At 69.3% G+C, this 12,319-nt stretch carries 11 protein-coding genes; 2 read left to right on the forward strand and 9 right to left on the reverse strand.

What is annotated here, in order from left to right; translation table 11 throughout:
- Positions 1–268 precede the first annotated feature (268 nt).
- The 3 genes from IF54_RS0106815 to thyX all read right to left on the reverse strand — a co-directional run bounded on the left by IF54_RS0106815 (position 269) and on the right by thyX (position 3,953).
- A complete protein-coding gene (locus tag IF54_RS0106815) occupies positions 269–1,954 on the reverse strand; it encodes a ribonuclease J (RefSeq protein ID WP_030315596.1) in 1,686 nt (561 codons plus the stop codon).
- A 152-nt stretch (positions 1,955–2,106) separates the two neighbouring features.
- Positions 2,107–3,006, reverse strand: coding sequence for a 4-hydroxy-tetrahydrodipicolinate synthase (gene dapA, locus IF54_RS0106820; protein ID WP_030315598.1), 900 nt, complete (start codon positions 3,004–3,006; stop codon positions 2,107–2,109).
- A 212-nt stretch (positions 3,007–3,218) separates the two neighbouring features.
- A complete protein-coding gene (gene thyX / locus IF54_RS0106825; RefSeq protein ID WP_037819501.1) occupies positions 3,219–3,953 on the reverse strand; it encodes an FAD-dependent thymidylate synthase in 735 nt (244 codons plus the stop codon).
- 145 nt (positions 3,954–4,098) lie between these two features.
- Between thyX and IF54_RS0106830 the strand changes: the two genes are divergently transcribed.
- Together IF54_RS0106830 and IF54_RS0106835 are read left to right on the forward strand one after the other, a co-directional pair.
- Entirely contained in the window at positions 4,099–4,338 is a 240-nt protein-coding gene (locus IF54_RS0106830) for a hypothetical protein (RefSeq protein ID WP_030315604.1), read from the forward strand.
- Between the two features lie 89 nt (positions 4,339–4,427).
- Positions 4,428–4,982, forward strand: coding sequence for a hypothetical protein (locus tag IF54_RS0106835; RefSeq protein WP_030315606.1), 555 nt, complete (start codon positions 4,428–4,430; stop codon positions 4,980–4,982).
- A gap of 71 nt (positions 4,983–5,053) precedes the next feature.
- On the opposite strand, the gene IF54_RS0106840 is transcribed toward IF54_RS0106835, so the two are convergent.
- From IF54_RS0106840 to eccD, 6 genes are all read right to left on the reverse strand, one after another.
- The gene (locus IF54_RS0106840) at positions 5,054–5,509 is read right to left on the reverse strand and encodes a hypothetical protein (protein WP_030315608.1); all 456 of its coding nucleotides are present in this window, start codon (positions 5,507–5,509) and stop codon (positions 5,054–5,056) included.
- Positions 5,509–6,261: a 4-hydroxy-tetrahydrodipicolinate reductase gene (gene dapB, locus IF54_RS0106845; RefSeq protein WP_030315610.1), complete on the reverse strand. Its 753-nt coding sequence runs from the start codon at positions 6,259–6,261 to the stop codon at positions 5,509–5,511. Before dapB ends, IF54_RS0106840 begins: the two co-directional genes overlap by 1 nt.
- Before the next feature lie 38 nt (positions 6,262–6,299).
- Positions 6,300–7,679, reverse strand: a complete 1,380-nt coding sequence (locus tag IF54_RS0106850) for a M16 family metallopeptidase (protein WP_030315611.1) — start codon at positions 7,677–7,679, stop codon at positions 6,300–6,302.
- Entirely contained in the window at positions 7,676–9,895 is a 2,220-nt protein-coding gene (locus IF54_RS0106855) for a polyribonucleotide nucleotidyltransferase (RefSeq protein WP_030315613.1), read from the reverse strand. The genes IF54_RS0106850 and IF54_RS0106855 overlap by 4 nt, the downstream gene beginning before the upstream one ends.
- Positions 9,896–10,232: 337 nt before the next feature.
- Positions 10,233–10,520 carry a 30S ribosomal protein S15 gene (rpsO, locus tag IF54_RS0106860; RefSeq protein ID WP_028802543.1) on the reverse strand — a complete coding sequence of 96 codons (288 nt, stop codon included), beginning with the start codon at positions 10,518–10,520 and terminating at the stop codon, positions 10,233–10,235.
- Positions 10,521–10,777: 257 nt separating this feature from the next.
- On the reverse strand, positions 10,778–12,241 hold the full coding sequence (gene eccD / locus IF54_RS0106865) for a type VII secretion integral membrane protein EccD (RefSeq protein ID WP_030315617.1): 1,464 nt from the start codon (positions 12,239–12,241) through the stop codon (positions 10,778–10,780).
- Between the last annotated feature and the right edge of the window lie 78 nt (positions 12,242–12,319).

The raw sequence follows: 12,319 nt of genomic DNA on the forward strand, positions 1-12,319 counted from the left end.
GTCTTGCGTTTCCGACTCTATCAGACCGTTTCCGGTTCCGATTTCCTCGGTGCTTTCCAGGTTCCCGCTTCCGCGTTTCCCTTTCCGGCGGTTCCGACTTTATCAGAAGTTCTGAGTCGGAATTCCCGCCCCCCGGAGGCTGGCCCCGGAGCACGAAGCTGGCCGGGTTCCCCCTCGGGCGGAGACGTAAACGTACTGGAGCGGGGAGCCTCGATGCAAATCGAGGCTCCCCGCTCCCAGTTCACTCGGACGGCTGTCCGACGGGCCGTCAGACCTCCACGACCACCGGGAGGATCATCGGCCTGCGGCGATACGTGTCGGAGACCCACTTGCCCAGGGTCCGCCGCACCAGCTGCTGGAGCTGGTGGGCCTCGACTACGCCGTCCTGCGCGGAGCGCTCCAGGACCTCGGTGATCCTCGGGATCACGTCGCCGAACGCCGAGTCCTCGATGCCCGAGCCGCGCGCCTGGATGTGCGGGCCGCCGGTGATCTTGCCCGTGGACGAGTCCAGCACCAGGAAGACCGAGATGATGCCCTCGTCGCCGAGGATCTTGCGGTCCTTCAGCGCCGGCTCGCCGACATCGCCGACCGAGAGGCCATCGACGTAGACGTAGCCCGCCTGGACCTTGCCCGTGATCTTCGCCTTGCCCTCGACGAGGTCGACGACCACGCCGTCCTCGGCGATGACGATCCGGTCGTGCGGGACGCCGGTGAGGGCGCCCAGTTCGGCGTTGGCACGCAGGTGGCGCCATTCGCCGTGCACCGGCATCAGGTTCCGGGGCCGGCAGATGTTGTAGAAGTACAGGAGCTCGCCCGCGGACGCGTGGCCCGAGACGTGCACCTTGGCGTTGCCCTTGTGGACGACGTTGGCGCCCCAGCGGGTCAGGCCGTTGATGACGCGGTAGACCGCGTTCTCGTTGCCCGGGATCAGGGACGAAGCCAGGATCACGGTGTCGCCGTTGACGATCCGGATCTGGTGGTCGCGGTTGGCCATGCGGGAAAGGGCGGCCATCGGTTCGCCCTGGGAGCCCGTGCAGACCAGGACGACCTCGTGGTCGGGGAGGTCGTCCAGGGTCTTGACGTCGACCACCAGGCCCGGGGGGACCTTCAGATAGCCGAGGTCCCTCGCGATGCCCATGTTGCGGACCATCGAGCGGCCGACGAAGGCGACCCGGCGGCCGTACTCGTGGGCCGCGTCCAGGATCTGCTGGATGCGGTGGACGTGACTGGCGAAGCTCGCCACGATGATGCGCTTGCGGGCATCGGCGAAGACCTGCCGCAGGACTTTGGAGATGTCCTTCTCCGGCGGGACGAAGCCCGGGACCTCGGCGTTCGTCGAGTCCGCAAGCAGAAGGTCGATGCCCTCCTCGCTCAGGCGGGCGAACGCGTGCAGGTCCGTGAGGCGGCCGTCCAGCGGGAGCTGGTCCATCTTGAAGTCGCCGGTGTGGACCACCATGCCCGCGGGGGTGCGGATGGCGACGGCCAGGGCGTCCGGGATGGAGTGGTTCACCGCGACGAACTCGCAGTCGAAGGGGCCGATGCGCTCGCGCTGCCCCTCCGCCACCTCCAGGGTGTACGGACGGATGCGGTGCTCCTGGAGCTTGGCCTCGATGAGCGCGAGGGTCAGCTTGGAGCCGATCAGCGGGATGTCCGGCTTCTCGCGCAGGAGGAAGGGGACGCCACCGATGTGGTCCTCGTGGCCGTGGGTGAGGACGATGCCCTCGATGTCGTCGAGGCGGTCCCTCACGGACGAGAAGTCCGGCAGGATCAGGTCGATTCCGGGCTGCTCCTCCTCCGGGAAGAGCACGCCGCAGTCGACGATGAGAAGGCGGCCGCCGTACTCGAAGACCGTCATGTTTCGGCCGATCTCGCCGAGACCACCGAGGGGGGTGACCCGCAGGCCGCCCTCGGGGAGCGGCGGCGGCGGGGCCAGTTCAGGATGCGGATGACTCAAAAGACTCTCCTCACCACACACGCCACGTACCGGTGGGCACGTGGCGCGCGTGACGTTCGTGCGTGTAGCAGTTGTCGTTGTGGTGCGGGCACCGGTGGCCCGCGTATTCAGTTGTTGAGTCCGGTTGCGCGCCGGGCGCGCGAAGTCTGGTGCTAGAGCTGTACCCCGCCGGCAGCAAGATCGATCTTGAGCTGCTCGATCTCCTCGGCGGAAAGTTCCACCATGGGGGCGCGCAGGGGTCCGGCGGGGAGTCCCTGGAGGGCGAGCGCCGCCTTGGTGGTCATCACGCCCTGGGTGCGGAACATTCCCGTGTAGACGGGCAGCAGCTTCTGGTGGATCTCGGTGGCCTTCTGGACGTCCCCTGAGGTGAACGCCTCGACCAGGGCGCGCAGGTCCGGGGTGACCACATGGCCGACGACCGAGACGAAGCCGATCGCGCCCACGGAGAGCAGCGGGAGGTTGAGCATGTCGTCGCCGGAGTACCAGGCGAGGCCGGAGCGGGCGATGGCCCAGCTGGCGCGGCCGAGGTCGCCCTTGGCGTCCTTGTTGGCGACGATCCGCGGGTGCTCGGCGAGGCGGACCAGCGTCTCGGTGTTGATCGGGACACCGCTGCGGCCGGGGATGTCGTACAGCATGACCGGCAGTTCGGCGGCGTCGGCGACGGCCTTGAAGTGCCGGTACAGGCCTTCCTGAGGGGGCTTGTTGTAGTACGGCGTGACGATCAGCAGGCCGTGTGCGCCGGTGCGCTCGGCCGTGCGGGCCAGCTCGATGCTGTGGTGGGTGTCGTTGGTGCCGACTCCGGCGACGACATGGGCTCGGTCGCCGACCGCCTCCAGTACGGCTCGTACGAGGTCCGCTTTCTCCGCGTCGCTGGTGGTGGGGGACTCGCCGGTGGTGCCGTTGATGATCAGGCCGTCGTTGCCTGCGTCCACCAGGTGGGTGGCGAGCCGCTGTGCGCCGTCGAGGTCGAGTGCGCCGTCCGCCGTGAACGGCGTGACCATGGCGGTGAGGACCCGCCCGAAGGGGGTCTGCGGAGTGGAGGTCGGAGCCATGGCATACACGCTACTCGGTGCTCATCGCGCGGTCTGCCCTCGGGGGGCTCGGAAAAGTCAGGACAAATGCGGAGCCCGGCACTGCCTGCTCGGGGGTTCAAGCAGTGCCGGGTCCGTTTGATCAGGCTAGATGAACTTCTCTAAATGCCGCAATACGGACACTTCGCCAGGTGGACCCGTACATGTGTGCTCTGCGGGAAAACAAGCGTCCGTTACGGCGCCACACGGCCGTTCGCATTGAAGGCCGCGTAGGTGAGCGGCATGAGCTTCGCCCACTCCGCCTCCATCTTCTCGCCGACCATCTCGATCTCCCGCTGCGGGAAGGACGGGACCTTCGCCTGTTCGTGCTGGGTGCGCAGACCGAGGAAGTGCATCAGCGAGCGGGCGTTGCAGGTGGCGTACATCGAGGAGAACAGACCGACGGGCAGGACCGAACGGGCGACCTCGCGGGCGACGCCCTCGGCGAGCAGCTTCTGGTAGGCCGTGTAGGCCTGCTGGTAGGAGTCGTCGAGGACGCTGCGGACGATCTCGTGCTGCTGCGGCGAACCCTCGACGAACACGTACTTGCCGGGACGGCCCTCCTGGACGAGCTTGCGGTCCGCGCCGGGGACGTAGAAGACGGGATCGAGCTCCCGGTAGCGACCGCTCTCCTCGTTGTACGACCAGCCCACGCGGTGCCGCATGAACTCACGGAAGACGAAGATCGGCGCACTGATGAAGAAGGTCATCGAGTTGTGCTCGAAGGGGCTCCCGTGCCGGTCCCGCATCAGGTAGTTGATCAGGCCCTTGGACCGCTCGGGGTCCTTCTGCAACTCGTCGAGGGACTGCTCCCCCAAGGTCGAGACTCGGGCGGCGAACAGGACATCGGAGTCCGAGGCGCTGGACTTCACCAGCTCGACGGAGACGTCGCTGCGCGTGGAGATATCGGGGTCACCGACGGGGGTCACGGAAGGTCCTTCCCATCACATCTGCGGTCGGCGCCCACTCTACGCGTCAACCGATTTGGCAATGGTGGGCACCATTTGCGGTACCCGCTCGTCTGTACAGGCAGGAGTTGTCTGTTCGATCCCCGAAGGGAGAAGTGCCCCCATGCTGTTGCGTCGGCGCGAGCCCGTACCGTTCGCCTTTCTCGCCGAAGCCGACAGGTTCCGCAGCGATGTCGCTCCGCCGCCCCGTGAGCGCGCGTCCGCCGGTGAGATAGCCGGGCGTTGGCTGCTGGGACTGACCATCGTCGCCGGACTCGTGGGCTCCCTGGTCCTCGGGATGCCGGCGCTGTCGCAGGATCAGGCGCCTTCACAGAGCCAGCAGTCCCAGGCGTCCCAGGGGCACTGACTCGGACGGGCCCCTGAAGGTGGCTCGCGGGGACGACGGCGGATAGCCTCACCGGGCACATCCACGCCTGGATCGAGTGAGGACCCGCCGTGCCCCTGCCCTTCCTGACGGCCGACCGCGCATTCGACACGACGGACGACGTCGCGTTGCCGTACGACGACCGTGACCGCTGGCGGCGTCCGTACCGGCCCGGTCCGTGGCGGGTGGGGGTGGCGGCGCTCCTGCTGCTGCTCGCCTCGTACGTGCTGTTCGCGGCGGTGATCATCGCGCTGACCGACTCGCCGTCCGAGGCGGCCGCGGTGCTCGGTGTCGCGGTGCTCGTCATCGTCGGCGCGCTGCGGCTGCTGCGCGTGGGGGTGTGGGTGAGCGCCCGCGGGGTCCGTCGGGTGGGGTTCCTGTTCACTCGCACGGTGTCCTGGGACCAGGTCGTCGCCGTGCGCACGGCCCAGCAGCCGGTGCGCTGGCTCGGACTTCCGCGCACCGTCCAGGGACAGGCCCTGACCCTCGTACGGCAGGGGCAGGCGCCCCAGGACGTGCCGCCGCTGCTGACCACGCACAACGCGGACTTCCTCGCGCGCGGCCAGGCGTTCGACCGGGCCGCGGACGCGGTGGAGGCCTGGGCGGCGGAGTACGGGCGGGTCTGACCCTCATCGGTCATGGAGAAGGGCCGCTCGCACCAGGTGGTGCGGGCGGCCCTTCTCCATGCTGGGAACGCTCAGAGCTGCTGAACCGGCCTGCCGTCGTGCAGGGCTATCGCGCGCTGCATCGCCTTGCGGGCCCGCGGGGTGTCGCGGGCGTCGTGGTAGGCGACGGCGAGGCGGAACCAGCTGCGCCAGTCGTCGGGGGCCGCCTCGGTCTCGGCCTTGCGCTGGGCGAAGACCGCGTCGGCCGAGTCGCGGTCGATGCGGCCGCCGGGCGTGCGCTTCAGCTCGTCGACGGGCAGGCCGCCCTCGGCGTCGAGTTCGGCGGCGAGGACGTTGGCCCTGCGGACGAACTGGGTGTTCTTCCACAGGAACCACAGGCCGATCACCGGCAGGATCAGCACCGCGACGCCGAACGTGACGGTGACGAGCGTGCCGGACTCGATCAGCATGACGCCGCGGCTGCCGACCAGGACGAAGTAGAAGACCAGGACGGCGGCCGTGACGGCGTAGGACAGCTTGGCGCGCATCAGCCCAGGTCCAGGAAGTTCTCCAGGCCGAAGGTCAGGCCCGGGGTCGTGACCACGCGGCGGGCGCCGAGCAGGATGCCCGGCATGAAGCTGCTGTGGTGGAGGGAGTCGTGGCGGATGGTCAGGGTCTCCCCCTCGCCGCCGAGCAGGACCTCCTGGTGCGCCAGCAGACCCCGCAGGCGGACGGAGTGGACGGGGATCCCGTCGACATCCGCGCCGCGCGCGCCGTCCAGAGCCGTCTCGGTGGCGTCCGGCGCCGGGGCCGTGCCCGCCTCGGCACGGGCCGCGGCGATCAGCTGGGCCGTGCGCGTGGCCGTGCCCGAGGGGGCGTCCACCTTCTTCGGGTGGTGCAGTTCGACGACCTCCACCGACTCGAAGTACGGCGCGGCGATCTGCGCGAACTTCATGTTGAGTACGGCCCCGATGGAGAAGTTGGGCGCGATGAGGACGCCGGTCTCCGGGGAGTTCGACAGCCAGCCGTTCAGGTGCGCGAGGCGTTCGTCGGTCCAGCCCGTCGTGCCGACGACGGCGTGGATGCCGTGGCCGACGCAGTACTCCAGGTTGTCCATGACCGATGCGGGGGTGGTCAGTTCGACCGCCACCTGGGCGCCGGTCTCGGCCAGGGTCTCCAGCCTGTCGCCCCGGCCCAGGGCGGCGACCAGCTCCATGTCCTCGGCGGCGTCGACGGCCTTGACCGCCTCGGCGCCGATCCGGCCCCTGGCTCCGAGAACGGCCACGCGCAGCTTGCTCATCTTCTTGCTTCCTTCACCAACAGCCGAAAGGGACGGGGTCAGGCAACGGTCTCGTGCAGTCGCGCGGCCTGCTTGTCCTTCAGCGGGCCGATGACCGACAGCGACGGGCGCCGTCCAAGGATCTCGCGGGCGACCGCGCGGACGTCGTCCGGGGTGACCGACGCGATCCGGGTCAGCATGTCGTCGACGGACATCTGCTCGCCCCAGCACAGTTCGCTCTTGCCGATGCGGTTCATCAGCGCGCCGGTGTCCTCGAGGCCGAGGACGGTGGAGCCCCGCAGCTGGCCGATGGCGCGGCCGATCTCGTCGTCGGTCAGGCCGTGCTCGGCGACCTGGTCGAGTTCGTCGCGGCAGATCTTCAGCACGTCGTGGACCTGCGAGGGCCGGCAGCCGGCGTACACGCCGAACAGGCCGCAGTCGGCGAAGCCGGAGGTGTACGAGTACACGCTGTAGGCCAGGCCGCGCTTCTCGCGGACCTCCTGGAAGAGCCGGGAGGACATGCCGCCGCCGAGTGCGGTGTTCAGCACGCCGAGGGCCCAGCGGCGGTCGTCGGTGCGGGCGAGGCCCGGCATGCCGAGGACGACATGGGCCTGTTCGGTCTTGCGGCCGAGCAGTTCGACCCGGCCCGCGGTACGCAGGGCGCGCCTGCCGTCGCGCGGGGCGATGGGGACCGCGTCCTGGTTCTTGAGGGCGCCGGCCTTCTCGAAGGCCGCGCGGACCTGTCGTACGACCTTGTTGTGGTCGACGTTGCCCGCGGCCGCGACCACCAGGTGGGTGGGGTCGTAGTGCTTCTTGTAGAAGCGGCGGATGCGGTCGGCGGTCAGGGCGTTGACGGTGTCGACGGTGCCGAGGACCGGGCGGCCGAGGGGGTTGTCGCCGAACATGGTCTGCGCGAACAGGTCGTGCACGCAGTCGCCCGGGTCGTCCTCGGTCATGGCGATCTCTTCGAGGATGGCGCCGCGCTCGACGTTGACGTCGTCCTCGCGGATGAGGGAGCCCGTGAGCATGTCGCAGACGACGTCGATGGCGAGCGGCAGGTCGGAGTCGAGCACGCGCGCGTAGTAGCACGTGTACTCCTTCGCCGTGAACGCGTTCATCTCGCCGCCGACCGCGTCGAGGGCGGAGGAGATGTCCAGGGCGCTGCGCTTGGCGGTGCCCTTGAAGAGGAGGTGCTCCAGGTAGTGGGTGGCGCCGTTCAGGGACGGGGTCTCGTCGCGGGAGCCGACGTGGGCCCAGATGCCGAAGGTCGCGGAGCGGACCGAGGGGAGGGTCTCGGTGACGATCCGCAGGCCGCCCGGGAGGGTGGTCTTGCGGACGGTGCCGATGCCGTTGTCGCCCTTGATCAGGGTTTGGGTACGGGCGACGGCCCGCGCCTCCGAGGAGGTGCGGGCCGTCGCCGTGGAGTTGCTCGACGTCACTTGTCGGTGTCGTCCTTCTGGTCGTCCGAGCCCTCTTCGCCCTCGATCACGGGGATCAGGGAGAGCTTGCCGCGGGAGTCGATCTCGGCGATCTCGACCTGGACCTTCTGGCCCACGCCGAGGACGTCCTCGACGTTCTCCACGCGCTTGCCGCCCGCGAGCTTGCGGATCTGCGAGATGTGCAGCAGACCGTCCTTGCCCGGGAGCAGCGACACGAACGCGCCGAAGGTCGTGGTCTTGACGACCGTGCCCAGGTAGCGCTCGCCGACCTCCGGCATGGTCGGGTTGGCGATGCCGTTGATCGTGGTGCGGGCGGCCTCGGCGGCCGGGCCGTCGGCGGCACCGATGTAGATGGTGCCGTCGTCCTCGATCGTGATCTCGGCGCCGGTGTCCTCCTGGATCTGGTTGATCATCTTGCCCTTGGGGCCGATGACCTCGCCGATCTTGTCCACGGGGATCTTGACGGTGATGATCCGCGGGGCGTTCGGGGACATCTCGTCCGGGGTGTCGATCGCTTCCATCATCACGTCGAGGATGTGGAGGCGGGCGTCACGGGCCTGCTTGAGGGCCGCGGCCAGGACGGAGGCCGGGATGCCGTCCAGCTTGGTGTCGAGCTGGAGGGCGGTGACGAACTCCTTGGTGCCGGCGACCTTGAAGTCCATGTCGCCGAAGGCGTCCTCCGCACCGAGGATGTCGGTGAGGGTGACGTAGTGCGTCTCGCCGTCGATCTCCTGGGAGATCAGGCCCATGGCGATACCGGCGACGGGGGCCTTGAGCGGCACACCGGCGTTCAGCAGCGACATGGTGGAGGCGCAGACCGAGCCCATGGAGGTGGAGCCGTTGGAGCTCAGCGCCTCGGAGACCTGGCGGATCGCGTAGGGGAACTCCTCGCGGGTCGGCAGGACCGGGACCAGGGCGCGCTCGGCGAGGGCGCCGTGGCCGATCTCGCGGCGCTTCGGGGAGCCGACGCGGCCGGTCTCGCCGGTGGAGTACGGCGGGAAGTTGTAGTTGTGCATGTAGCGCTTGCGGGTCACCGGGGAGAGGGTGTCCAGCTGCTGCTCCATGCGGAGCATGTTGAGGGTGGTGACGCCCAGGATCTGGGTCTCGCCACGCTCGAACACCGCGGAGCCGTGCACGCGCGGGATGGCCTCGACCTCGGCGGCGAGCGTACGGATGTCCGTGACGCCACGGCCGTCGATGCGCTTCTTCTCCTTGATCACGCGCTCGCGGACGAGCTGCTTGGTCAGGGAGCGGTACGCGGCGGAGATCTCCTTCTCGCGGCCCTCGAACTCCGGCAGGAGCTTCTCGGCGGCGAGCGCCTTGACGCGGTCCAGCTCGGACTCGCGCTCCTGCTTGCCCGCGATGGTCAGCGCGGAGGCGAGCTCCGGGCGGACGGCGGCGGACAGCGCCTCCAGGATGTCGTCCTGGTAGTCGAGGAAGATCGGGAACTCGCCGGTCGGCTTGGCGGCCTTGGCGGCGAGGTCGGCCTGGGCCTTGCACAGGACCTTGATGAAGGGCTTCGCGGCCTCGAGACCGGCGGCGACGACCTCCTCGGTCGGGGCCTCGGCGCCGCCCTTGACCAGCTGGATGGTCTTCTCGGTGGCCTCGGCCTCGACCATCATGATCGCGACGTCGCCGTCCTCCAGGGTGCGGCCCGCGACGACCATGTCGAAGACGGCGTCCTCGAGCTCGGAGTGCGTCGGGAAGGCGACCCACTGGCCGTTGATCAGCGCGACGCGGACGCCGCCGATCGGGCCGGAGAAGGGCAGACCGGCCAGCTGGGTGGACGCGGAGGCGGCGTTGATCGCCACGACGTCGTACAGGTGGTCGGGGTTGAGCGCCATGATGGTGGCGACGACCTGGATCTCGTTGCGCAGGCCCTTCTTGAAGGACGGGCGCAGCGGGCGGTCGATGAGGCGGCAGGTGAGGATCGCGTCCTCGGAGGGCCGGCCCTCACGGCGGAAGAAGCTGCCGGGGATCTTGCCGGCGGCGTACATCCGCTCCTCGACGTCCACCGTCAGGGGGAAGAAGTCGAGCTGGTCCTTGGGGTTCTTCGAGGCGGTGGTCGCCGACAGCACCATGGTGTCGTCGTCCAGGTACGCCACGGCGGAGCCGGCGGCCTGCTTGGCGAGGCGGCCCGTCTCGAAGCGGATGGTGCGGGTGCCGAAGGAACCGTTGTCGATGACGGCCTCGGCGTAGTGGGTCTCGTTCTCCACTAGCGTGTTCTCCGTTACTTTCGTCTGCGTTTCGTCTTTTGTCCCTGGCCGCCCGTGTGGCGGGGGGACGTGCGCGGAGAAGCGCTCCATCTGGTGCGGGCCGGTCTTCGATCGAAGCACCCGGGTTCGCAAGGCCCGGGGGCCACTACCGAGGACCGGCGGCGGCGAGGTGCACTTCTCCTCGTGGTACTGCCTTGTTACTGCGTTGTGCTACCACACTACAAAGCGGGTGTGACACCGCGCACGTTTCCAAACGTACGGCGCGCACGTGCGGCGCGCGCATACGGCAAAGGGAGCGGCCCCCGATCGTTTCGGGAACCGCCCCCTTCACGGCGTCCTACTTGGCGCCCGCCGCACCGCGGCGGATGCCGAGGCGGTCGACCAGCGTACGGAAGCGCTGGATGTCCTTCTTCGCCAGGTACTGGAGAAGGCGACGGCGCTGACCGACCAGGATCAGCAGACCACGACGGGAGTGGTGGTCGTGCTTGTGGGTCTTGAGGTGCTCGGTCAGGTCGGAGATCCGACGCGAGAGCATGGCGACCTGGACCTCGGGGGAGCCGGTGTCGCCCTCCTTCTGGCCGAACTCGGAGATGATCTGCTTCTTCGTAGCGGCGTCGAGCGACACGCGTACTCCTCGTAGTCTTCTGGGTAGCCACCGAGTGCCCCTGGTCCACTTCTCAGGGGAGCTTCCGTAACTCGGGAGGCGGGGATCCGCTGGGCGCGGCCTCCAGAACACTGGGCTCCGGGGGTGCGTACACAAACGGCCGTCAGCCAGGGTATCAGCCCGGCGGCAGTGCCCCGGGCCATGCCGGCGTCGTCCACATGCCACGGCGGCTGCCACCCGTACGGGGGACAGCCGCCGTCGGCCGATCGGGGCGGGCGTCAGCTGGTCATGCCGCGGGCCGCCGCGTACAGGTCGAGGACCGCGAGGCACAGCGGGACGAGGGAGAGCAGCACCGCGCCCTCGCTGAGGTCGAGCATGCGTCCCCAGAACGGGGTCACGCCCTTGCGCGGGACGATCAGCGCGACGGCCACCAGGAGCATCGCGCCGAAGGCGACCGCGGCGGAGAGCCAGACGGTGCGGATGTCCAGCGGGGCGTGGTTGTGGTTGTAGACGAGCTCTTCCATGATGTCGGCCGGCGGGTTCAGGGCGAGGCCGAGGACCAGCAGGCTGACGGTGACGATGCCCGAGATCATCAGGGTCACGACCTGGGACGTGTAGAGGAAGAGACGGGCCCGCATCAGCATGGCGAGGCCGGCCGCCAGGGAGAGCAGCTGGGCCCAGCCGCTGGTGGAGAAGCCGAGCACCACGCCGGCGGAGGCGACACCGGTGACCGCGCAGCCGCCGACGAGGCCGAGCAGCAGCTCGTGACCGCGGCGGGCCTGGTCGGTGATGAGCCGGTAGTCGACCGGCTCCTGCTCCTGCTGGTCCTCGGCGCGACCGCGCTTGGCGATCTGGTCGGGCGAGCGGAAGCCGATGGGCAGCCGGGAGAAGCGGGCGGACCAGCCGGGCAGGAAACCGATGCCGGCGATCATGACGACGGCGGTGACGGCGGCGGTCTCGCGCGGCTCGGCCTCGGAGACGATCGCGGCGAAGGTGGCCAGGACGCCGATGCCGGCGCCGACCGCGGCGGCGATGAAGGCCGCGTCGTTCTGCGGGAGCATCAGGACGAGGAGCACCGCGGCCACGAGGACGGCGGCGAAGCCGACGAGGAGGTTCAGCCGACCGGGGCCCTCACCCGCGTCGAGGCCCATGATCCCGGAGCCGCCGACCATCAGGTGCGGCAGCGCGGCGATGCCGAGGGCGACGGCCGCGTGGTGGTCGTCGTAGACGCGGGCCCGAACGGAGGCGAGGGCGACGAGGACGACGCCGGTGACGCCGGCGATGACACCGGGCAGTCCGTGCATGTCGTGGCGCAGCGGCTCGGAGAACCACAGGGCGAAGGCCATCATGGTGAGCAGCAGCGCGCCGGAGATGAGGCCGACGGTGCGCATCATGCCGTCGTTCCAGCTGCGCCGGTCGGCCTCGACGGCCGCGGCCACCGCGTCCACGACGTCGTCGAAGACGGCGGGCGGCAGCGAGTCGGCGAACGGCCTCAGGAGCAGCAATTCGCCATCGCGTATCTGCTGTTCGGCGAGCGAACGGCCGTCGTCGAGGACGGAGCCGTCCCTGCGCACGAGGTTGTACCCGGTGGGCGCGGCCTCCTCGGGCGTCTGTCCCGACAGCCGCAGGATCTCCGGGTATACGTCAGAGAGCGGCACGTCCTCGGGAAGTGCCACGTCGATCCGGCTGTTCGGTGCCGCCACCGTGACCCGGCAGAATCCGGTTGCTGAAACCGTACTCACCTGACGGTTCCCCCTAGTCCAGTACTCGGTGATTCGTCGCGGTTTGCCAGGGCGAAACCCGCCCCGCGCATCGTTCGG

The sequence above is a fragment of the Streptomyces sp. NRRL B-3229 genome, assembly GCF_000719505.1.
Taxonomy (GTDB): domain Bacteria; phylum Actinomycetota; class Actinomycetes; order Streptomycetales; family Streptomycetaceae; genus Streptomyces; species Streptomyces griseorubiginosus.

Coding starts and splice junctions, on each gene's coding strand:
- IF54_RS0106840 (WP_030315608.1), bottom strand. CDS start 5,509: ATGCGCGCCAAGCTGTCCTACGCCGTCACGGCCGCCGTCCTGGTCTTC.
- dapB (WP_030315610.1), bottom strand. CDS start 6,261: ATGAGCAAGCTGCGCGTGGCCGTTCTCGGAGCCAGGGGCCGGATCGGC.
- dapA (WP_030315598.1), bottom strand. CDS start 3,006: ATGGCTCCGACCTCCACTCCGCAGACCCCCTTCGGGCGGGTCCTCACC.